The sequence below is a fragment of the Candidimonas humi genome, assembly GCF_019166065.1.
Taxonomy (GTDB): domain Bacteria; phylum Pseudomonadota; class Gammaproteobacteria; order Burkholderiales; family Burkholderiaceae_B; genus Candidimonas; species Candidimonas humi.
The window spans coordinates 321,530-342,837 of the sequence record NZ_JAHTBN010000001.1 but is presented as its reverse complement, the minus strand read 5'-3'; the positions used below and the strand labels follow the sequence as shown (position 1 = coordinate 342,837).

The 21,308-nt window shown below is 60.6% G+C and carries 19 protein-coding genes; 6 read left to right on the top strand and 13 right to left on the bottom strand.

The annotated features are described in order from the left end of the window. Nucleotides 1-96: 96 nt before the first annotated feature. Nucleotides 97-1,083 carry an iron ABC transporter substrate-binding protein gene (locus tag KVP10_RS01520; RefSeq protein WP_246600237.1) on the bottom strand — a complete coding sequence of 329 codons (987 nt, stop codon included), beginning with the start codon at nt 1,081-1,083 and terminating at the stop codon, nt 97-99. An 881-nt stretch (nt 1,084-1,964) separates the two neighbouring features. Between KVP10_RS01520 and KVP10_RS01515 the strand changes: the two genes are divergently transcribed. Further along, nucleotides 1,965-2,720 carry an FTR1 family protein gene (locus KVP10_RS01515; protein WP_217962694.1) on the top strand — a complete coding sequence of 252 codons (756 nt, stop codon included), beginning with the start codon at nt 1,965-1,967 and terminating at the stop codon, nt 2,718-2,720. Between the two features lie 23 nt (nt 2,721-2,743). Here the strand turns inward: KVP10_RS01515 and KVP10_RS01510 are convergent, their stop codons facing one another. From KVP10_RS01510 to KVP10_RS01495, 4 genes are all read right to left on the bottom strand, one after another. Beyond that, nucleotides 2,744-3,073, bottom strand: a complete 330-nt coding sequence (locus KVP10_RS01510) for a hypothetical protein (RefSeq protein ID WP_217962693.1) — start codon at nt 3,071-3,073, stop codon at nt 2,744-2,746. Between the two features lie 365 nt (nt 3,074-3,438). Continuing rightward, the gene (locus KVP10_RS01505) at nt 3,439-6,486 is read right to left on the bottom strand and encodes an efflux RND transporter permease subunit (protein ID WP_217962692.1); all 3,048 of its coding nucleotides are present in this window, start codon (nt 6,484-6,486) and stop codon (nt 3,439-3,441) included. Next, on the bottom strand, nt 6,483-7,583 hold the full coding sequence (locus KVP10_RS01500) for an efflux RND transporter periplasmic adaptor subunit (RefSeq protein ID WP_217962691.1): 1,101 nt from the start codon (nt 7,581-7,583) through the stop codon (nt 6,483-6,485). The genes KVP10_RS01505 and KVP10_RS01500 overlap by 4 nt, the downstream gene beginning before the upstream one ends. Before the next feature lie 4 nt (nt 7,584-7,587). After that, nucleotides 7,588-9,027 (bottom strand): TolC family protein, encoded by a 1,440-nt coding sequence (locus tag KVP10_RS01495; protein ID WP_343218672.1) that lies wholly within the window; start codon nt 9,025-9,027, stop codon nt 7,588-7,590. A gap of 156 nt (nt 9,028-9,183) precedes the next feature. On the opposite strand from KVP10_RS01495, the gene KVP10_RS01490 reads away from it, so the two are divergent. Next, nucleotides 9,184-9,846 carry a response regulator gene (locus KVP10_RS01490; protein WP_217962690.1) on the top strand — a complete coding sequence of 221 codons (663 nt, stop codon included), beginning with the start codon at nt 9,184-9,186 and terminating at the stop codon, nt 9,844-9,846. Beyond that, nucleotides 9,843-11,168, top strand: a complete 1,326-nt coding sequence (locus KVP10_RS01485; RefSeq protein ID WP_217962689.1) for an ATP-binding protein — start codon at nt 9,843-9,845, stop codon at nt 11,166-11,168. Before KVP10_RS01490 ends, KVP10_RS01485 begins: the two co-directional genes overlap by 4 nt. 324 nt (nt 11,169-11,492) lie before the next feature. On the opposite strand, the gene KVP10_RS01480 is transcribed toward KVP10_RS01485, so the two are convergent. The 7 genes from KVP10_RS01480 to KVP10_RS01450 form a co-directional block, all read right to left on the bottom strand. Then, complete coding sequence (locus KVP10_RS01480; protein ID WP_217962688.1) at nt 11,493-12,491, bottom strand: hypothetical protein; 999 nt, start codon at nt 12,489-12,491, stop codon at nt 11,493-11,495. 143 nt (nt 12,492-12,634) lie between these two features. Continuing rightward, nucleotides 12,635-12,889, bottom strand: coding sequence for a pirin-like C-terminal cupin domain-containing protein (locus KVP10_RS21545; RefSeq protein WP_376810920.1), 255 nt, complete (start codon nt 12,887-12,889; stop codon nt 12,635-12,637). 193 nt (nt 12,890-13,082) lie between these two features. Next, a complete protein-coding gene (locus tag KVP10_RS01470) occupies nt 13,083-13,916 on the bottom strand; it encodes an amino acid ABC transporter permease (RefSeq protein WP_217962686.1) in 834 nt (277 codons plus the stop codon). After that, the gene (locus tag KVP10_RS01465) at nt 13,913-14,557 is read right to left on the bottom strand and encodes an amino acid ABC transporter permease (RefSeq protein WP_217962685.1); all 645 of its coding nucleotides are present in this window, start codon (nt 14,555-14,557) and stop codon (nt 13,913-13,915) included. Before KVP10_RS01465 ends, KVP10_RS01470 begins: the two co-directional genes overlap by 4 nt. A 24-nt stretch (nt 14,558-14,581) precedes the next feature. Continuing rightward, nucleotides 14,582-15,466, bottom strand: a complete 885-nt coding sequence (locus KVP10_RS01460) for a glutamate ABC transporter substrate-binding protein (RefSeq protein ID WP_217962684.1) — start codon at nt 15,464-15,466, stop codon at nt 14,582-14,584. Nucleotides 15,467-15,539: 73 nt separating this feature from the next. Further along, the gene (locus tag KVP10_RS01455) at nt 15,540-16,262 is read right to left on the bottom strand and encodes an amino acid ABC transporter ATP-binding protein (protein ID WP_217963058.1); all 723 of its coding nucleotides are present in this window, start codon (nt 16,260-16,262) and stop codon (nt 15,540-15,542) included. A 195-nt stretch (nt 16,263-16,457) separates the two neighbouring features. Next, on the bottom strand, nt 16,458-17,852 hold the full coding sequence (locus KVP10_RS01450) for a LysR family transcriptional regulator (RefSeq protein WP_343218682.1): 1,395 nt from the start codon (nt 17,850-17,852) through the stop codon (nt 16,458-16,460). A 107-nt stretch (nt 17,853-17,959) separates the two neighbouring features. Here KVP10_RS01450 and KVP10_RS01445 point away from each other — a divergent pair, with 107 nt between their 5' ends. The 3 genes from KVP10_RS01445 (at nt 17,960) to KVP10_RS01435 (ending at nt 20,655) form a co-directional block, all read left to right on the top strand. Continuing rightward, a complete protein-coding gene (locus KVP10_RS01445; RefSeq protein ID WP_343218671.1) occupies nt 17,960-18,868 on the top strand; it encodes an amidohydrolase family protein in 909 nt (302 codons plus the stop codon). A gap of 67 nt (nt 18,869-18,935) precedes the next feature. Beyond that, nucleotides 18,936-19,898, top strand: coding sequence for a Bug family tripartite tricarboxylate transporter substrate binding protein (locus tag KVP10_RS01440; protein ID WP_217962681.1), 963 nt, complete (start codon nt 18,936-18,938; stop codon nt 19,896-19,898). A gap of 1 nt (nt 19,899) precedes the next feature. Further along, nucleotides 19,900-20,655: a transporter substrate-binding domain-containing protein gene (locus KVP10_RS01435; RefSeq protein WP_217962680.1), complete on the top strand. Its 756-nt coding sequence runs from the start codon at nt 19,900-19,902 to the stop codon at nt 20,653-20,655. Between the two features lie 67 nt (nt 20,656-20,722). Here KVP10_RS01435 and KVP10_RS01430 read toward each other — a convergent pair whose 3' ends face one another. Further along, entirely contained in the window at nt 20,723-21,241 is a 519-nt protein-coding gene (locus tag KVP10_RS01430) for a Fur family transcriptional regulator (RefSeq protein ID WP_217962679.1), read from the bottom strand. Nucleotides 21,242-21,308: the final 67 nt, after the last annotated feature.

The following is a 21,308-nucleotide window of genomic DNA, read 5'->3' as shown; positions in this document are numbered from 1 at the left end:
GGCGACCTGTTGCTCTGCGAGCCCGTCTCGGCATGGAGCCTGAAGTAAAGCCCAGGGCATTCCTGTGACGAGCCGCCATAAAAGTCGACGTAGAGTTCAAAGCAAACCGGCTTGGGTCATCAGATCTGTAACTGCCCGGCTATTCAGCTTGGACGGATCGACAACCGGAGCCTTCAATTCAGCTAGCGGGACGAGTTTGGAATTGGAGCTTGCGCCATTGCCAACCGCGTATTCGTACGAGGTGCCGGTGCGCAAAATTTCCTGCCCCTCTTTGCCGGTCAGCCATTTGAGGAATGCCTGCGCTTCGGCCTTGTGCTTGCTGGACGCGAGAACACCCCCTCCCGAAAGGCTGACGAATGCCCCAGGATCCTGGTGCCGGAAGTAATGCAGCGCTGTGTTGTTGCTGTTTTCCCCGGTCTTGGCCTGATCGCCGAACCAGTAGTAATGATAGATGACACCGCCGTCGATCTGGCCGGCATTCACAGCCTTCAGGACTGCGCCATTGCCCCGGTACGCAACGGCATTGGCCTTCATTGATTTCAACCATGCCAGCGTCTGCTGCTTGCCTTTTTGTTCCAGCAGGGCGCTCACGATTGCCTGGAAGTCGGCGCCCGCCGGCGAAGCCCCCCAGCGGCCCTTCCATTCCGGCTTGGCGAGATCCATGATCGACTTTGGCAGCTTGTCGCCGGTCAGCTTGCCCTTGTTGTAGACGAACACCGTACTGCGTGCCGCAATGGGCACCCAATGGCCCGAAGAGGGCCGTATACCTTGCGGTACCTGGGACAAAATATCGGCAGGCAGCGGCGCCAGCAGCTTGGCCTTGTCGACCAGGACCATGGCCGGAGAATTTTCCGTCAGGAATACATCTGCCGGCGATTTACTGCCTTCCTGTACCAACTGGTTGCCCATTTCGTCGTCTTCGCCGTCGCGTTGTACGACCTTGATGCCGGTATCGCGCGTGAATTCAGCCACCCAGGCCTTGGTCAGGGTACGATGTTGGGCGTTATAGACGGTGATGGTGCTTTTGGCGTCCTGGGCGGACGCACAATACGGCAGCGAGGCCGACGCAATCAGGGCACTCATGAATATAGTCAGTACGGGCTTCATCAATCTCTCACTTTTCATAAACAAGACACAGGCTGGACACGATCATGCATGGGGTCGCCTATTTTTCTCATGCTGTTGATCTTCACTTAAGGCCCAGGAGCCCACACTGTTGAGAAAGGTCCTCGGCAAGAACCTGTTACGGTCGCGTAGGCCGAAGGCACAAGCAGCGCAGCGCAAAGCGTGAATGCTGCAGACGAAAGTTTGAAGTTCATTGTTTTCGCTCCGATACTGACAATTGAGCCGGCTGCGCGCCGGCCGCTTGATGAGGTTTTCGACAGGCAGCAGCTATGGCAGTCATGGTGTTTTCCTGGCCCGGATATTGATAGGTCGCCCGCGGGCTACTGCCGCAGCGGTGTTCCCAACTGCTGTGCGCAGAGGGGGACTGAGCTCGATAATCGTTGACGGTGCATTGGGCACATGAGCGCGGATTCCCGCACCTGAGCCATGCCTGGCATGCATTTCCCCGCAAAGGTATGCACGTCCGGCGTTTCTCGACAATTGCCCCTTGTAGCGGAAGCCATCGCCAAGCACCTTTCTTGTTTGGAGGTCCTTCTGTGTATTTGTTAAAAGCGCAAATAGAAATGATTAGCAATATCGGATTCTATGCACTGAATAGTAGACTGTCAAGTTCTACTAATGCCAAGTATTAAAATCGTAAATTATTGATTTAAAATAATTTAATATAAATTAGCAATGGCTATGAATGGTCTATAAAAATCTATTTTTGTAGATTTTTTTACCAGAGATATAGCGGCAACTGAATGAACAGATCTTGGCTTGCTGCCATCGAAGTCAAATGAGCAGCCCTGCATCCAGTGCTATTCTTGCGACGAGCTACTCATGCAGGAACCGTAGACATGTTTGATTCCCTCATCGTGCTGATCCGCGAGTCAGCGGAGGCACTGTTTATCATCAGCGCAGTATGCGTTGAGCTATACAAAGCGGGAAAGGGCAGGCACTTGTCCATGGTGGCTTATGGCGTCGCCGCCGGAGGCATGGCAAGCCTTGCATTGTCCCTTGCATGGCCCGGCAGGGGATTATCAAGCGAAGAAAGTGCGCTGCTGACTATCTTTGCCTCGTTGGCCATAGGCTTCATCGTTACCGAAGCGGTCAGTTCGACCGCATCCATCCGACGCCGGATGTCTCGTGCGCTCGACATTTGGCTCGACAGTGCGGCACTCCCCGCGATCGTCTTCGTTTTTTCAGCCCTTATTATTTTCCGCGAATCGATGGAGGCGTTCTTCTTTCTCCGGCTTGCCACAAGCTGGAGCAGTGCCGCCGAGACGTGGGTTGGAGCGCTGCTTGGCGTACTGGTCATGGCCTGCGCGATCGGTCTATGGATGCTGCGCAGGTGGATGCGTAGGGGCTTGCAGATAGCCTTCCAGTTGTCGTCGTGCCTGCTTGTGGTTATGACGGTTCAAGCCTTGCTTACTGGACTTGAAAGCCTGTTCCGCGGCTATGGGGCAGGGCACTCCGATGCAGCATGGGCAACGACCATCGCGCAACTATTGTCGAACCAGGCTTGGCATATCTGGCTGCTGGCGGGCCTGGCGCTGGTGCCCCTTATTCAACTAGTCTCCAAATGGCGCAAGGAAATATCCATCCTGCACTGAACGGTATCGGCGCAGGCCGTATTTCAGGAAGACTTGTCCACGCGCGTGCTGCGCACGCCGCCTATCTGGCCTCGTACGACTTTCCAGAAATTCTGAGTCCCTTCCACCAGGCGCCAGGCATCGGATCGATGTGCCAGCATACCCACCTCCGGCAAGACGTCCTTGAGAGACTTGATCCCCAGTATTTTTTGATATTTTCTGATGGTGTTGGGGCTATGAGCCAGGAGCAATACGCGCCAGCCGTAGTATCGCCCAAGCATCAGCATGCCCACCGCGCTTTCGATTTCGTCCAGATTGCCGTCGTATTGGTCGACGACCCGGTCGACGAGCCGAAGAAGTTCTTCATCGCTCAAGGGCACCCATGACTCCTGCTAGTTTGGTGGCGCAGGGCTCAAAATATAATTCTCAGTAGCCGCGATCGGCCGGCCCATCGGGCTCGCCGTGCGATAGCCTGCGTCCAAACTATACTTCATTAACTTGTCATGGGCATCGTCCTTTTATGGGCGTATCCATCCCCGCGCAATCGGCACGGCCAGCAATTTCCGGTAGATGGCGGCCAGTAACCGAGTGACGGTCATGCCGCCAATATTCCAGACCGGTGCGCCCAGGATATAGGCCAGCGCGGCGGATTTGGCGTGGCATTGATCACCAGGAAAATTGCCAGGTTGAACTCTTCACTGGATTTCATTGCAAGGCTCCGTCCGGAATTCGCGTCGCCTCAGTGCTTGTCCCGCAACAATGCGCGAAGCAGCGCGGGCAATACCAGCAGTACCAGCGGCAGTTGCACGACCAGCCCCGAGATGATCGATACGGCAAGCGGCTGTTGCATCGCCGAACCTTGGCCCAGGGCAAATGCCAAAGGCAGCAGTGCAAGAATGGCCGCGATGGTCGTCATGGCGATGGGCCGCAGGCGGTTGCGCCCGGCCTCCACCAGCGCCTGCTGCAGCGGCATACCCGATTCGCCAACCAGCCCCTGGAGTTCCGAGACATAGAAAATGGCTACTTCCGTCACGATGCCGATGATCATGGTCATGCCCATCATGGCGGAAATATTCAACTCGATGCCGGTTACCCAGAGCCCGATGAAGACGGCGCCGGCCGCCAACAGCGGCATCGCCAGAACCGCGAGAGCGACGCGGAAACGTTCGTAAAGGAAAAGCAGCAGCCCGAACACCAGGGCGACCGCGGAGCCGAACACGGCCATCAAGCCCTTGAAGGCGATTTGTTGCTGCTGATAGAGGCCGCCTAGCTCGTAGTACACGCCTTTGGGAAACATCTGGGGGCTGGCAAGAGCTTTTTGCACGTCGGCAATGGTCGAGCCCAGATCACGGCCGTCGATACGCGCCGTTACTGCTGCCATGCGTTTCAAGTTGTCGCGGCCGATCTCCGGCTGGCCGCTTACCTTGATGAGCCTGGCGACGCGCGTGAGCGGGAATAAGTGGCCGTCGGGCGCGCGCACCAGCAATTGGCCAAGTTGCGTGTCCGTGAGCGTCGAGGCGTGGTCCACGCGCACGCGCACCCCGACCATCCTAGGGCCTTGCTGGAATTGCGTGGCAACCGAGCCTTGCAGCATGCCCGATACGGACTGGGCAATGGACTGGACATCCATGCCTTCGGCGGCCGCCGCATCGGGGCGGATATGCAATTCGATCGCGTCTCCGGCCGGATTGATCCCATCGTTCACATCGACTATGCCGTCGATTCTGGCGATGCGGCTGGCAACTTTGTGGGCAACCGTTTCGAGCACCGCAGTATCGTCTGAATAGATCTTGATCTGGACGGGCTGCGGCACGGCCGTCAAATCGCCTATCAAGTCTTCCATCAACTGGGCCAGCTCGATACTCACGCCCGGCACATCGGTCTCTACTTTGCCGCGGATTTCGCTCATGACGGCATCTATGGGTTCCCGCTTGCCTTGCTTGAGGCGTATGAAGAAGTCGCCGGTATTGGGCTCGCTCAGCCCGCCGCCCAGGCCGGTACCGGTGCGGCGGGAATAGCTGGCCACGTTTGGATTCGCCCGGACGATGGCTTCCACTTGGCGGATGAGGCGGTCTGTTTCGGAAATCGAAGTGCCGGGCCGAGTGTGATAGTCCAGAACGAAGCCGCCTTCGTCCATGGTCGGCATGAAACCGCTGCCCACGTGAGTGAAAGCCAGTGTTGCAGCGACAGCCAAAGGTATGACGCCGGCCAGGGCCAGGGCAGGGCGCTCGATCGTGTGGCGCACAAGGCGTACATAACGATCCCGCAGCCATAGCGCAAAGCGCGATTCTCGATGTTCTTCAGCATCTTTTTCGGTCAGCCAGTGGTCGCAGAGTATCGGGATGGCGAGCCAGGTGAACAGGAAAGATATGAGCAATGCGCTTGCCATGGTGATCGACAAGGCTTTGAAGAAGGCTCCGGTCACGCCCGACAAGAAGGCCAGCGGAACAAAAATGATCAGCGTCGCGGCCGAGGAGCCGGCCAGCGGCCTTGTGAATTCAAGGGCGGCCCCCATGACCCGCCCCTTGAAGGCGTGAGTGCCGCCTTCCTTGGTACGGCGTACGATATGCTCGATCATCACGATGGCGTCGTCGATGACCAGGCCCACCGCGGCGGCCATGCCCCCCAGGGTCATGATGTTGAAGCCCATGCCGAAGACATACAGGATCAGCACGGTTGCGGCCATGACGACCGGCACCAGCCCGACCGCTATCACCGTAATCTTCCAGTTGCGCAAAGACAGGAACAAAGTCAGGGCAGCCAGCACTACACCAATGAGAATGGAGTCGCGTACGCTTGAAGCCGACGCAGTGACCAGCTCGCTCTGGTCATACCAATTTGCCAGGGCTACACCTGCAGGCAATTGGCGCCGGAATTCCTGCAGCTTTGTCTTTACGTCCCGTGCCATGGCGACGCTATTGGCGCCCGGCTGCTGATAGATGTTGATGAGTACGGCATCCTTGCCGTCGGCCGTTACCCGCATCCACTGCGGCACGACGCCTTGCCGCACGGTGGCGATGTCGCGCAGCAGCACTTGTCCTGTTCCTTGCGCGGACACGACGACATGCGCCAAGTCCTTGATGCCTGTAAATGCGGTATTGGCGATAACCAGATACAGCTTGTAATGATCTTCGATGCGGCCCGCCGCCATCAGTATGTTGCTGGCGCCGATGGCTCGGGAGACATCGGACAAAGACAGGCCGTGGGCTGCCAGGCGGGCGGGGTCTACGTCAACCTCCAGTTCATCCCGCGCACCGCCGATGACTTCTACGCGCGCAACGCCGGCCACCGACGACAGCAAGGGCCGCAATTGATATTGAGCGATATCATGCAAGGCGGTTTGCGACTGCAATGTAGAGGTCAGGCTATAGGCCAGCACCGGGAACACGGTGGGGTCCATGCGCCGGACTTGCATCGCAGTGCCGGGAGGCAAGCTGGACATGATCTCGCCGATCGCCGAGCGCGCTTGCAAGGTCGCCTGGGCCATGTCCGTGCCCCAATCGAAGTTGACCGAAATCTCGGCGGATCCGCGGCTGGTCCTGGACTCTATGTCGCGCACCGCCGGCACACGCCGCAATGCTTCTTCAACAGGCATGGTCACCGTTGACGCCATCTGTTCCGCGGGCTGGTCGCCGGCATCGAGCGACACCACCACTCGTGGAAAAGCCACGTTGGGAAAGAGCGAGATCGGCATGCGGAACGCCGCCAGCGCGCCCGCCAGCGCAAGCAAAGTCACGACAAACAGCAGGGATCGACGGTGCAACTGCATCCATAGCCCGAAATTCATTGCGCCATTCCTTGCTGCTTCTCTGCTGTCCCCTGGGCTTGCGTGCGTACAGCATCGCCGTCGTGCAGTTCATAGTTGCCAGTCACAATCAATGGCTGCGCGGCGTCGAGTGCGCCATCGACGCCATAGTCATCGCCGTTCTCGATTCGTACTGTTACGTCGACGCGGTGCGCATGGCGGTCTTTCCCGACCTGGTACACGTATGCCCCGCGGGCATCGCGCAGCACGGCGCTGCGGGGAATAATCCAATGTTTGCCGGACTGGGTCGATATCCGGCCCTTCACATGCATGCCGGGCAGCAGTCCGGCTCCAGCCAAGGGTACGGCAGCGCCCACATCCACGAACTGGCTCGGCGGATCCACCGCGGCGCCAATGGTCACTATCCTGCCTCGGACCGAAACCCCGTCCGCCTCGGGCGACAAGCCTTTCACGGATACCGGATCTCCGGGTTGAATCCGGCTGGCTGCGGCGGGATCCACGCCCAGAATCACATTCGGTACGGCCTTGGATCCGGAGGCGCGCAGGGCCAGCAATAGAATCGCCGCACCCGCCTGCATCTGATCGCCTTGAATGGCGCTGAGTCGGGTTACGACGCCATTGGCGGGCGCTGCGACCGTTACTGTGCCGTTGCCGATGCCGAGCGTTCGCTGCGCGTCGAGAGCCGATTTGGCGTCCAGTGCCGCCTTGCGCGCCGCCTCGAGTTGCGAACGCGTCGCCAGGGACTGGGCATAGAGGGCCTGGACATGGGCCAGATCGTCCTTTGCCAGCCTGTAGGACGTGATGGCCTGCTTGCTTGCCAGCAAGGCTGCCGGGTCTGCCTGGACCGCAAAAAGCGGAGTGCTGCGCGCAACCGATTGGCCATTTTGCACATATATATGGAGAATCCTGGCCGGGTAGGGCAGGGTCACTGCTAGCGTGGAGCCCTGGGCTGTCCCGATCACGCCGTAGGCCCGCACGGGCTGGGCGATGACGCCATATTGCGGCACGGAAGTCCGTACCAATACTGTCGGCGGCGCTTCGGCGGCCACGGTGTGGGCGCCAAAGGCAAAAGCGGCGGTCGCCAGCCAGGTACGAATTCGGCCGATGCGCGGCCGCAAATGTTCAATGCTCATGGGAATGGATAATCTCGACATCAGAAGAAAATGCATCGGGTATGGCGCCGCCCAGCAAGGCCTGCATGCCAACCCATTGTTCGGCGATCGATTCACGCAGCGTAGCCGCCTCGATACGCTTGGCGATTTCCCCGCTTTGCGCATCGACGTAGGCATTCATGCCCAAATCGTGGCTTGCATAAGCCCGCGCTGCCGCCACAGCCTGTGCCCTTATGCCGGGCAGCGCCGCCTCGGCTTCGGACAATCGGCGTTCGAGCAGCGCAGTGTCCGCGCGCAACTGGGCAACTTCCGCATAGGCCTGATCGAGCCGGTTCTGATATTCGTCTCGCAAGCGGCGCCGGGTCGCCTTCTCGATCGCAATATTTCCGCGATTGCGGTTAAAGATCGGCAGATTGATGCTGATCTGGAAGCCGCTCGTATACACGGACGAGGTGTCTCGCGCCCTGACGAAGCCAATCGACAAGCTGGGGAATTGATCAAGGATGGCGGCCCGATATTTCTGGTCCTGCGCGACGTAGCCGGCCCGCAGCGCAAGTAGGTCGGGCCTGCGCGTGGGCAGATCGGCCAGTGATCTCTCGATAGCTTTGTCGTCTGGCGCTACCTGGCCTCCGTCTCCGGCCAGATTCAGTACCACGTCCGGCTGCAAGCCCAACAGCGCATTCAGGGCATGCCGGGTTTGCAGGGCTGCACGTTGCGCGTCCGAGTATTGCTTCTGGACATCCGATTGTGCCAGCAGGGCTGCAGTCAGCGCATCCCCCGTCAGATTGCCTTGCCGCAACGCTTGAGCCATGTGCGCGTACCGCGTTTCCGCAAGATCGCTTTGACGCTTGAGCAAAGGCAGGATGTAGCTTTGGAATCGAGCCTTGACGAATAATTGCCGCGCCTGAGCGACTGTCTGCCATTCCTGCCACAACAGCCCCAGGTCGATTTTGGCCGCATCGGCGTCGGCCACGGATTTTGTCGTGCTGCGCCGGAGCAAGGCCATCAGATCCGTACTCAATCCGGCGCTGAAGGCGGACGAGGTCGCACTGGCGGCGCCTGGGAAATCGTTCGAAAAGCTCAGTTGCGGATCGGGCAGCAGGCCTGCCGCGAACGATTGCGAGCGTGCGACCCTCAAGTCGTCGCGGGCCAGTTTCAAGGCGGGGTTATCGGCCACGGCGAGCATGGCGATTTCGTCGATGTCCAGCCCATTGGAAGGATCGAAACGATGTCCCGCCAGTTCCGGCAGCGGCATTTTGCTTGAGTCGATCCGGACACGGACGAGTTGCGAACCGGACAGGCTGCTTGTCTGGCCGGGCAATGGTTGGCGTTGATAGCTTGCGCATCCGGACAGGAAGAGCAGGGCGCACAGTCCGGCCAACGACGCGCAGCGTAGCCAGCCCGAACCATATGGGCTGCGAATAAAATAAGAAACCACACTCAAATACAAAGGAATGCTCCCGGACGGTAACGCTCATGCGCATACTCGCGCGCCATGACAGGAAGCATTCTCTCCAAGCGGTGATTAAGAGATGCTTAAGCCAGGAATTTAAGGGTCCCTTAATGTTTTTCCGGCCAGAATGGCGGCATTGAATGGAGGTTCAACATGAGGCTGCTGCTGGTTGAAGATGATGAAATGATCGGCGAGACCATCGTCGAAGCCATGCACCAGACTGGCTACGCGATAGACTGGGCTCGCGATGCCCGGGAGGCCGAGCTTTCCTTGTTGCATGATCTCTACGACCTGGTGATGCTGGACCTGGGCTTGCCTAAAGGCGACGGACTCGAGGTGCTTGATCTCTATCGGCGCAGAGGCGGCAATACTCCCGTCATTATTCTCACTGCGCGCGATGCCGTGCAAAGCCGTATCGACGGACTGGACTCCGGCGCCGACGATTATCTGGTCAAGCCCTTTGACCTGGAAGAACTGTCCGCACGCATACGTGCCTTGTTACGCCGCCGCATCGGGCAGGCCAACCCCGTGTATACCCACGGCGACTTGGCTTTGAATCCCATTACGCATGAAGCCACGCTCCAAGGCCGGCCGCTATCCCTGGTGCCGCGTGAATTCAGCCTTCTGCAGATATTGATCGAGGAGCCCTCCCGGGTCTACACCCGCTCGGAACTGGAAGAAAAGCTGTATGGCTGGGGAGAAGAGGTGGGCAGCAACGCGATTCAAGTACACATACACAGCCTGCGCCGCAAGCTCGGCGCCGACCGGATCGAAACAGTACGCGGCGTCGGCTACCGATTGCAGAGGCTGGCATGACATCCATACGCCGCTGGCTGCTGGGCTGGCTGATCGCCAGCCTGGCGGCTGCCGCGCTGGCCGCGGGTTTCGGCATATTCCACACGGCACGCAGCGAAGCCAATGAGCTTTTCGATTACGAGCTCAGAACGGTCGCCTTGTCTTTGCCGGCGGATATCGAAGGACCCGCGTCGATCCTGAAAGGCGTCCCGGACTTTCGCGGCTTGTCGGAGGATCGGCTTTTCATAGAGATCTGGGGCAAAGATGGAAAATCCCTATACCGATCGCTCGAGGGTATCGAGCTGCCGCGCTTTCTACCGGGCATACGGACCATAGAACACGGTGAATACCATTGGCGAGTCTTCGGAACACAACAAGGCGATCGTTTCATCCAGGTCGCACAACCGGTATCCGTGCGCGATGACCTGGCTTTGCAACTGGCCTTGCGCACTTTGTGGCCGTTGGGGCTTCTCATTCCCGCGATTATCGTTATTGTCATGCTGGTCGTCAGGCGGGGCCTGACTCCCTTGAACAGCATTTCGCGCAGCCTGCAGGCGCGTTCCTTCAATTCCCTTGCACCTTTGAGCCTGGACGGAAGTATCCCGATCGAGCTCAAGCCGCTGGTCGATGCGCTCGACGATCTGTTCCTGCGCCTCGACTCGGCTTCCCGGGCGCAGCGCATCTTCATCGCCGATGCGGCGCACGAGCTACGGTCGCCCTTGACGGCACTGAAGCTACAAGTACAGGCGGCACAACGGGACGAGGCCTTGTCGCATGGCCGGCAAACTTTGACGCGCATAGAAGGGCGCCTGAATCGCGTCATTCACCTGGTCAGCCAGATCCTGGCCCTGGCCCGGGAAGATGCCCGGCATGTTCCGGCCTTTACCTCGTTCAGCTTGCGCAAATTTTGCGAACGCGTCATTGCGAACTATATGCCGCTTGCCGACGCCAGACGTATCGATCTCGGGCTGGAATTCGAAGGGCCGGGCGTGAACGATCCCTATACCGTGACGGGCGATCCGCACGGCATTGAAACCTTGCTTGGAAATCTGATCGACAACGCCGTACGCTACACGCCCGAAGGCGGCAAAGTAGACGTAGTGCTGCGGCACGGCTCGGATGGCGTCGCTGTCAGTGTGCTGGATAGCGGGCCCGGTATCGCGGTCGAAGACCGGGATCGCGTATTCGATCGCTTTTTCCGGATTGCCGGCACCAAAGAACACGGCAGCGGCCTGGGACTGGCCATTGCACGCGAAATCGCCGCACATCATCGAGCGGCTTTGACCATCAGCGATAGTCCGTCCGGCGGCCTTTGCATTACGCTGAAGGGCTTGGCTTCCTGATTCCCGAACAAGCCAGCCGTGTTAATCCTGGAACCCAGCTTCGAGCGCCAGGAGCGTTTCGCCCGGCGAATACCGGAAGAGCACCCTTCGGGCCATACTGAATATTCGCATAATGTATATTATGTAAAGTTAGATTTATGGAGGCACCGGCTGATGATCAACCTGGCCTTTGACTCCCGAACCCATAAGGACATCCGGCCGGATTAGCCTCCGGCACGCCGCAGAACGACTATTCCGGCCCCCAGGGCCTGGAACGCGCCACTCGACGGCGCGGGACGGCTCATCAGATGGCCAATCCAGTCCGATCCGTCACCTCGCCGTCTTTCACGACCAATGCTTCCCCTGCATCCGCCTTGGCACGCACATTGGTGAGCGGCGTGGAGCCTTTGCCGGTGACGAGCACGGCAGGTTGAAACCCCGCGCGCCAAGGCCATGGGTGACGATCTCGCGTTCGGCGACAAAGCGGCCTACCACCCCGAAATTGACGAAGCCGATCTCGCTGGGGCCGTACGACACGACCGGTGCATGGACAATCCACTCATCCACTGAACCCCAGGTATCCAGAACCATGTCGTTCACGCCATACGTTACCACTTCGTCGAAGTGCTCTACCCGCTTTGCTTTGACGCCATAGACGATGAAGACAGCTGCGGTGATCATGTCTGCCGTGCCATAAGGAAGCATTCCGCAGGAATAGACAGCACCGGTGGTCAGCTTTTCCAATTCGATCCAACCGCCCTCGTCGCCAAAACCGCTCACGAAAATGCCTGAGCCGAAGACCGGCGCGTTCTTTGCTCCAACCGTGATACCGGTGAGCGTTGCATGGATTGCCGATTTGGCGTTTCCGTTGAAGTTATAGACGGTCAGCGCCCCCTGGTAGACGTTCACCCCATATTTCTGCGGCTGCTCGCTGTAGCGGCGGGCATCGCAGGCTGCGACGTGGATCTTGTCCGCGATGAGCTCCAGCTTGTCGGTTCCCGTGCGCGTGATGATAGACACCTGACCTGTCACATCCAGATTTTCCAGCGTGATCCGGCCCATGTCGGCTGGACCCGCCTGGGTGTATATCGCGCGGGCTGATGGCGCAGCCGCAATGCTCAGATTCGCCACGCGGTTATTGGCGGTCAGGCCTATGCCGTCGCCATTACCAAACACCAGGAGGCAGGAATCCTTGTCTTTGCCTGTTAGCGCAAAGCCTGGCGGCAACATAATCGAATAAGGACAGGAAACGGACGCTCGCAGCTCCAGCGTGCACGGACCGCTACCCGTCAATGCGGCCATAAGGTCGGCCAGAGAAGTGACCGGAATGATTGGGGCGTTCATGACAAGTCCTCCGTTAAGGTCTCAATTGCTGGAGTGGAAGCGTGAGTACTGGCCGCCTCGGCGGCCACCGCAGGCCTTGGGGAATGCCGATAACCACATCCCGAAGCTTGGTCGTCGTCCCAAGGAAAAGTTCGGCGCCGGCATCAATACGGCACGCCTTCCAGGCGACCCATCCGGCCCGTCGCGAAATCCCGCTTGGCCCGTGCCAAGCGCTCGGGTGTGTCCATGACGAATGGCCCCGAGAATAGGATGTCCCCCCGGGCGGGTTGACCTCCCAGCAGTGCAAGTTCCGCGACCTCGCCATCGCTCGCTACGATCTGTACCTGTGAGCCGTTACTCAACACTCCCAACTCGCCTCTGGATAAGCGCGTCCCACCCACCTCGATCTGCCCCTGCAGTACCTACAGGCCCAATTCCACCGCTGGGTCAATCTCCAGCGTCTCCGCGGCCTGCGGCTGCAATTGGAGCCGTGCAAAGACAGCGCCTCCACTGAGCGCCCTAGCCGGAAGAAATAAAACTTAGATGATCTCTATCCGTATTCCAGATAGTAATTGACTCTCCGCAGCGCCGGCCTGTGCGGCTCGCGAAGCCCTATTCGTCCAGCGCCACAGGCTGCACCCCGTAGCGCTGCTTTTCCTTGCGGTCTATGGCCGACGCGATTTGCGACAGGGCGATGTTGATCAGCATGAACGCGAGCGCGGCGATGCCCTGGGCCTGCAGCAAGGAGCGGCTGTAATAGGCGCCCAGCACGGTCGCCGCGCGCAGCAGATCGAAGTAGCCGCCGAGCACGAAGGCCAAGGTGGTGCCTTTCAGCACGATCACCATCTGGCTGACGAGCGCCGGGCTCATCATGCGCAGTGCCTGCGGCAGGAGAATCAGCCACATGCTCTGGAAACCGGAAAACCCGAGCGCGGCGGCGGCTTCCGATTCGCCCCGCGGCAGGGCCTGTACGCCGGCGCGCACCAAGTCTCCCACCACCGCGGTGCTGTAGAGCGACAGCGCGATGACCAGGAACCAGAAATCCGGCAATGGCAGGCCCCACGAGGGCAGCACCAGGGAAGTAAAGAACAGCAGCAACAGCACCGGAATGCCGTTGAACACGTCGGTGAACACGCGGCACGGATACCGGACGGCTTTCCTTTTGGACAGCAGCCCCCATCCCAGGAAGCAGCCGACGAACATGGACAGCAGCATGCCTACGACCGCCGCCCGGATATTATTGAGCAGCCCTATTCCGAGTTGCCGCCAGACGCCCCATAAGCCGAAGGGCTTCCATGCCGCGGCGTCGAACGCGCCGTTCTTGTCCAGGGCACGGATGGCGAGATACGCCGCGCCGGCTATCACTATCCAGGCAAGCGCCTCAAAGATGCGGTAGCGGCGCCGGCCCCGCGGGCCGGGCTGCTCGAATAAAGGGCTGGTATTCATTTGCTGAAAGCCACCTTGTTTTCGAGAACGGCCACGAAGCGCTTGAGCACGAGGCAAATGACGACATAGGCGATGGCAGCGCCGCCGAGCACGGCAAAGGCCTGGACTTCTTCGATCGCGATCTTGTCGGCGACGAAGGTCAGTTCGGCGACCCCGACGATCGCGGCCACCGAGGAATTCTTCACCAGCAGGATCAGCACATTGCCCATGGGCTGGACCACGGCCGCGAAGGCCTGCGGCAGGACGAGATTGCGCAAGGTGCCGAACGGGCCGAAGCCCAGGGACCGGCTGGCTTCGAGTTCGCCCACCGCCACCGCGTTCAGCCCCGACCTGAGCGTCTCGCAAACAAAGGCTGCGTGGTAGGTGACCAGCACGATCGCGGCCGAAGGAAACAGCGGGAACACCACCCCGAGCAGCGGCAGCCCGAACACGAACAGCACCATCTGGACCGGGATGGGGACATTGCGAAACACCAGGATATAGGCCGCAGCCGCCACCCGGATCGTGCGTATGGGGCTTACGCGCATGATCGCAAGCACCGTGCCCAGGATCATGGCGCCGATCCAGCCCAGCACCACGAGCCCTACCGTGAACGCGATGCCCCACGCGAATTCACCCAGATGGGAAAACAAAGCCGACATAAATGCCCCGCCGGACGTGCGCTATCAATACAGGATGGGAGGCGGCGCCACGTCGCCCGGCATCACCGTGCCCAGCGTGCTGTCGTACATCTTCTTCCAGTCGCCGTTGGCGAAAATCTTCTTCAGGTACGAGTCCAGGTAATCGTGCAGCGCTTTGTCGCCCTTGGGCAGGCCGATGGAGTCGTTATCCGAGGCTTTCTTGCCCGTGGTGTTCACGAGTTCCGTCGGCACCAGCTTGAACTTGCCGGGGTTCTGGCTCATTTGGCCCAGCAGGATGCTCTGGGTCGTCGTCACGCCGTCGACGCGCCGCTGTGCCAGTGCCTCCATGCACTGCGTCATCGAGCTGAATACCGTGAGCTTCGCCTTCGGTGCGTTCAGCGGCACGTAAGTTTCCGAGCCGGAGCCCTTGGTCACGCAGATGTTCTTGCCATTGAGATCCGACACCTGCTTGATGGAGGTGTTGTCCTTGTTCACCATGGTGCCGATGGGACTCATGAGATAAGGCCCTGCGAAATCGACGGCTTTCACGCGCTTCGCGTTGGGCGGATAGGTCGCGATCACGATATCCACCTTGTGCTGCTGCAGGAATACCTCGCGGTTGCCGCTATTGACTTCCACGTACTGGATATTGTCGGCGCTGCCGGTCAAGTCCTTGGCTATCCCCTGGGCAAGCAGGATGTCCATCCCTTCGAGCTTGCCGGTCACCGGGTTTCTCAGTCCGAACAGCGGGAAATCGACCTTCACGCCCACGATCAGCTTGCCGCGCTTCTGTATCTTGCCCATGGTCGTGTCCGGCGGATAGGCCTTGACGGCCGCATCCGCGGCGACGGCGCTGCCGTAGCTGCCCAGGGCCAAAACGGCGGCGAGAGCCAGCGAGGGGAAGATTTGCGGCAATTTCGTGAATTTCATGTCTACACTCCTTTTATCTGCCTGGTGATCCAGCAGCCGCGCAGCTGCGCAACCGATGAAGAAATCAAAATGCTCAGCGCACGGATGCCAGAAAGCTGCGGGCACGTTCGCTTTCGGGCTCGGTGAAGAAGGCGTCGGGACTGGCCGTCTCGACGATCGCCCCGTCCGCCATGAAGACCACCCGGTCGGCGCAGGACCGGGCGAACGACATTTCGTGGGTGACGACGATCATGGTGGTCCCCTGCCCCGCCAGTTGCTGCATGGTGGCCAGGACGTCCTGGGTGGATTCCGGATCCAGCGCGGAGGTCGGCTCGTCGAACAGTATGACCTTGGGGTCCATCGCCAGGGCGCGGGCGATCGCCGCGCGCTGGCGCTGCCCTCCGGAAAGCTGCGCCGGCATCGCGTCCGCCTTGGAACGGATGCCGACCATGTCCAGCAGTCGGTAGGCCGTGTCCTGCGCCACGGCCTTGTCCTGGCCGAGGATCTTGCGCGGCGCCAGGGTTACGTTATCCAGTATGGTCTTGTGCGAAAACAAATTGAAGGACTGGAAGACCATGCCTATCCCGGCACGGAACTTGTACAGTTCTTTGCCCTCAACGGGCTGGGGCTTGCCGTCGACGAATATCTCGCCCTGGTCGATGATTTCCAGCCGGTTGATGGTGCGGCACAAGGTGGATTTACCGGCCCCTGACGGCCCGATGATCACGACCACCTCGCCCCGCCCGACGGACAGGTTGATGTCTTTCAGTACTTCAAGCGCGCCAAAGCGCTTCCACACCCCCCGGAACTCGACGATAGCGTTCTTGTTCTGCGTCTGTCCGGCGTCTTTCATAAACTTGTGCCATGCGGTGTGGAATGGGATGCACTGATACAGGTCATGTGTTCCGAGGGGTGTGCGATGTTTTTCGGTGACGGACAGCAGGCCGACGGAATCAAAAACCATGAAGCTCTCAAGTATTAGGGCGTAATCCGGACGACGCCACTAGGACTATCACTGATTTTCAAGGCTGCGCGGCAGTGTGCCTTGTTCCCGCGCACTACGGCCGGCCGCGGGCGTATGCCCTGTATTGTCGCCCCGACGGCTCTTGCCCGCTACCAGAGCATCCCCCGAGCCCACGGCGCGCAAGTGCTTGAGCAGAGCAAGAACGCCGGCGGAATGCACGGCTCCGGCTCTGCTTGCGATGCCGACCGGCCGTCCGGTCTCGTACAGCTCGACGGGCAGGATGCAAAGCAAGCCGTCCCTTTCCTCAAAATAGACTTGGTGCCTCGAAATCATGGACAGGCGGTTGCTCTCGACCAGCAGCGCGCGGATCGCCGCCAGGCCGTTCGACTCGATCGGGTTGGATGGCATGGCAAGCCCCGCATTGCTCAGGATACGCTCGATCAGGAGATATGCCGGGGTGCCCCGCCTGGGCAGCACCCAGCCCCATTGGCCCAGTTCCGCCAGGGTCAGCGCCTTGCGCTTCTCGAGCGGATGGCCCTTGCGGGCAATCACCGACAGAGTGCTGTCGAACAGGCGCTCCTGGATGATATCGCCCGCAGGGCACGGCGCGCGCAGCGGACCGACGATGACGTCTATGTCGCCATAGCGCAATTGCCGCAGCAGCGTATCGTAGGAGCCATCCACCAGGCATATCTGCAGGCTGTGGTGTTCCTCGATCAGCCGGCTTACCGCGCGCGGCACGAGCAGCGTGCCGGACAGCGGCAGGACGCCTATCCTGACACGGCCCATGATGACCCCGGTGCTCTCCGCAATATCGTTGGGCATCGCGGCAATTTCGGCCAGGGCGAGTTTCCCGTGGCGGAGCAAGACTTCCCCGGCGGTCGTGGCGATCATGCCGCTCCCGGCTCTCAGCAGCAAAGGCGCGCCGGCCTGCTTCTCGAGATCGTTCAGGGCTTGCGCCACCGCCGGCTGTGAAATGCCCAGGAACGCGGCCGCGGCCGCCTGCGTACCCGATTCCGCGGTGGCGATGAGCGCCTGGAGATGGCGATGCGTCAAGGCGTGGACAAGATGGCGAGTCGTATGCCAGGAGTTTTCCTGCCCGGTCTCTTCGCGGCGCAGATGGTCGCCGAGCTCGCTTTGCGCCCGTTCCAGATGCTCCAGTGCGCGTGTGGCGCGTTTCAATGCCACCGTGCCGAAGGACGTCGCGCACATGCCTCGGGCAGTGCGCTGGAACAAGGACACCCCAAGCTCGCTTTCAAGCTTCTGGACCGCGCGCGTCACTGCCGGTTGGGTCAGATGCATTTCTTGCGCCGCTTTTCTGACACTGCCCCACCGCGCCACCCCTATGAATGTGCGCAGGCGCCGTAGATTGGGTTCGATGGTTGTGACGTCCAGCTTGCTGTCCCTAGGGGCGCTCGCGCGACGATAAGTCGCCGCGTCCACAATAAGCAAAAAGTATCGCTACATGGCAAAAATGCATTATGCCCCCTCCCCCGCGCTTCTGCATACTGCACGCAGAGACTGAGGATTAGGTTCATGAATCCGGTCGTATGCCCAATGGAGCTTATATTTCGATGCCTTATTTGACACCGCCCCCCGACAGTTCCCCGAAAAAGCCGGCTACGATAGTGCCACCCGGAGGCTGGGACTGCCAGATTCACCTCTTTGGCCCAGCCGAGCATTATCCTTTCGATCCGGATAGTCCGTATGTTTCCGCGCCGGCCTTGCCCGAAACCGCCATACGAATGCTCGACACGCTTGGGCTGGCGCGCGCCGTCGTCGTAAGCGGCGGGGGATATGGCCGCGACTACAGCTACCTGCTGGACGTGCTGAAGCGCCATCCGCAGCGCTTCGTCGGCGTGATCCTGCCGCCCGACACGCTGCCCGACGAGGAGCTTGCGCGGCTGGATACGCTGGGCGTGCGCGGCATCCGCTTCGTCAGCGCCAGGCGAGCCTCGAATCTGCCGCAGATATTGCCCGACATGGCGGCCCAGGCGGAAAACATAGGCTGGCCCATCCATTTTTACCCACATGGCGAAGACATCGTCGAATATTCGGATCGCCTGCTTTCCTTGCCCAATAGAAAAATCGTCCTGGACCATTTCGGAAGCGTCCCGACGGCCAAGGGCCTGGACCAGCCGGCGATGAAGACCATACTGAAGATGCTCGACACGGGCCGCGTCTGGATCAAACTCTCCGGGCCGATGCGCTGCGCCGCGGGCAACATGCCCTATGCGGCAGTCACGCCTTTTGCTCGCGCGTTGATCCGCCATGCTCCAGATCGCATGGTCTGGGGCTCGGACTGGCCTCACGTCAATATGGTCGACCGGGAAATGCCCAATGACGGCGACTTGTTCGACCTGATTTCGGAATGGGCTTCCGACGAGCATGATCGCGCCAGGATACTGGTGACGAATCCCGGGCAGTTATATGGTGCAGCACCGCGGTCCGGCGCCTGAAGCCCGGGATCCCCGGGGACGACTCGCCATCGCGGGAATCGGAAACAATAAATACAAGGAGACTTTCATGAAGCGCATTTTCATCGCCACCGCTTTATTGACAAGCACGCTATTCGGGACCGCCATGGCGCGGGCGGATACTTTCCCCGATCGCCCCATTCATCTGGTCGTGCCGTTCTCGCCAGGCGGAAGCACGGATCTCGTCGGCCGCCTTGTCGGCGCAAAAGTGGCGCAGATCCTGGGCCAGTCCGTCATCGTCGAGAACCGCGCGGGCGCCGGTGGCTCCATAGGCTCGGCCTACGTGGCAAGATCCGCGCCCGATGGCTACACATTATTGATGGCGACCACCTCGCACACGGCGAATCCGGCGCTATACAAATCGCTGCCCTACGACACACAGAAAGACTTCGCGCCCATCTCCCTGCTTTGCGACATGCCAGGGCTGCTCGTGGCCCATCCTTCCTTGCCACCCAACAATTTCAAGGAGTTCATCAGCTACGCCAAGACACACAAGCTGGACTATGGCAGCGCCGGAGTGGGAACCTTCCCCCACTTGTCGATGGAGATGCTGAAAAGTCGCGCCGGATTGCAAATGACGCACGTCCCCTACAAGGGCGCCGCGCCCGCGCTGGCCGACCTGGTGCGTGGAGTCTACCAAGTGAAGGTCGATGCCTACATCACCGCGAACAGCTTCGTACAGAGCGGCAAGCTCAAGTTGTATGCGGTCACCAGCGCGCAGCGCATGGAGCAGCTTCCCAATGTTCCCACCGTCGCAGAATCCGGCTACCCGGGTTTCGAATCGACCTACTGGATCGGCATTGTCGTGCCGTCCGCCACGCCGGCGCCGATACGCGCCAAGCTGGAAAAAGCATTCATGCAGGCTATCCATGACAAAGACGTGTCGGCAAAACTCATAGCGACCGGAACGCGGCCGATAGGCAGCACGGCGGCGGTTCTGGGGCAACGCATCACGCGGGAACTGGCGCAATGGCCAGTGATTCTGCGCAATGCAGGCATCAAGGCGCAATGATATGGGCCCGCGACATGTCCACGCCCACTCGATCGCGCCCACCGGCCGCTTGCGCGCGGCCATCAACCTGGCCAATCCGGTGTTGTGTTCCGGCCGCGCCCCGTCGGGGCGCGTTGCCGGACTGGCCGCCGACATCGCCCTGGCGCTGGGCGACCGGCTGGGCACGGAGGTCGAGCTGGTGGCATTCGACTCCGCCCGCCTCTCTGTAAAAGCGCTGCAGGACGGAGAGGCGGATATAGGTTTTTTCGCCATGGATCCGGCACGGAGCCAGGAAATCCACTTCACGCCGCCCTATATCCGCATGGAGGGTGTCTACGTGGTGCCGGGCGATTCTCCGATCACGGCAGTTGCGGACATCGACCGTCCAGGCCATCGCGTGGCCGTCGGGGCGGGTAGCGCCTACGCTTTGTTTCTTGCGCGGACACTCCGGCACGCGCAGGTCGTCGAGGTCGCCACCTCGCCCGAAGTGGTCGAAACCTTTGTCCTAAACGGGTACGAGGCCGCGGCGGGCGTGCGGCGCCAGATCCAGCGCGACATGGCCGGCCACCGGCCCGGCCTGCGCATGCTCGAACAGCCCTTCATGGCCATCCATCAGTCGCTGGCCATGAAGCGAAGCCGCGGAGATCTTGCATGCTCCGCCCTGAATGAGTTCATCGAATCACTCAAGGCCGGTGGCTTCATTGCGCAGTCGCTGCAAAGCCACGGGGTCGAAGGGCCTGCCATCGCCCCTGCGGGCTATCCTTCGAACCAGGCTTGAATAGGCCCGGCATGCCTCTATCACGCCAGTTACGGGCCGCCCGCTATAGGCAGCGTGAAGACGAACGTCAGCCTTTTGCCGTGGCTGCCGCGTGCCGGCCGGCAGGGCGCTCCAGTGCCAGGCATTTGCCGCATACGCCTTTCACTTCGATATCCGATTCCACGAAACCGGAGCCCGCTTGCCGCAGCTTGCTGCGCACGGCCTCGTAGGCTGCGTCGTCCTGGAGTTCGGTGACGGACTGGCAGCGCGAGCAGACCAGCAACAGCGGGTGATGCGCCGAGTGCCCGGCCGTGCATGCCACGAAGGTATTCAAGGCGTCGACCCGATGGACCAGGTGCTGGGCCATCAGGAATTCCAGGGCGCGGTATACCGTCGAGGGTGCGACACGCCCATGGCGCTCGCGCATATCGTCCTGCAGGTCGTAGGCCTTGGCCGAACCGCCGCGCCGCAGCAGCAGTTCGTAGATTTCTTTGCGCTGCGCAGTCAGGCGGCTTCCCTGGGCGCGGCAATGCGCCTGCGCCGCCTCCAGTTGCGAGGCGACCTTGGAGCCCGGGGGCTTGGAGGTCGGTTTGGATATGCTGGCCACGGCGACAGTTTACAACGCGCCATGGCCATGCGCGCACCCGGCGCAACCCTGCCCGCGTGCGCTCGTC

What these genes read in the sequence shown, in the direction of transcription:
- KVP10_RS01520 (WP_246600237.1), bottom strand. Translation starts at nt 1,083, where the DNA reads ATGAGTGCCCTGATTGCGTCGGCCTCGCTGCCGTATTGTGCGTCCGCC.
- KVP10_RS01465 (WP_217962685.1), bottom strand. Translation starts at nt 14,557, where the DNA reads ATGTCGGCTTTGTTTTCCCATCTGGGTGAATTCGCGTGGGGCATCGCG.
- KVP10_RS01515 (WP_217962694.1), top strand. Translation starts at nt 1,965, where the DNA reads ATGTTTGATTCCCTCATCGTGCTGATCCGCGAGTCAGCGGAGGCACTG.
- KVP10_RS01490 (WP_217962690.1), top strand. Translation starts at nt 9,184, where the DNA reads ATGAGGCTGCTGCTGGTTGAAGATGATGAAATGATCGGCGAGACCATC.
- KVP10_RS01485 (WP_217962689.1), top strand. Translation starts at nt 9,843, where the DNA reads ATGACATCCATACGCCGCTGGCTGCTGGGCTGGCTGATCGCCAGCCTG.
- KVP10_RS01480 (WP_217962688.1), bottom strand. Translation starts at nt 12,491, where the DNA reads ATGAACGCCCCAATCATTCCGGTCACTTCTCTGGCCGACCTTATGGCC.
- KVP10_RS01435 (WP_217962680.1), top strand. Translation starts at nt 19,900, where the DNA reads ATGGGCCCGCGACATGTCCACGCCCACTCGATCGCGCCCACCGGCCGC.
- KVP10_RS01460 (WP_217962684.1), bottom strand. Translation starts at nt 15,466, where the DNA reads ATGAAATTCACGAAATTGCCGCAAATCTTCCCCTCGCTGGCTCTCGCC.
- KVP10_RS01470 (WP_217962686.1), bottom strand. Translation starts at nt 13,916, where the DNA reads ATGAATACCAGCCCTTTATTCGAGCAGCCCGGCCCGCGGGGCCGGCGC.
- KVP10_RS01445 (WP_343218671.1), top strand. Translation starts at nt 17,960, where the DNA reads ATGCCCAATGGAGCTTATATTTCGATGCCTTATTTGACACCGCCCCCC.
- KVP10_RS01505 (WP_217962692.1), bottom strand. Translation starts at nt 6,486, where the DNA reads ATGAATTTCGGGCTATGGATGCAGTTGCACCGTCGATCCCTGCTGTTT.
- KVP10_RS01440 (WP_217962681.1), top strand. Translation starts at nt 18,936, where the DNA reads ATGAAGCGCATTTTCATCGCCACCGCTTTATTGACAAGCACGCTATTC.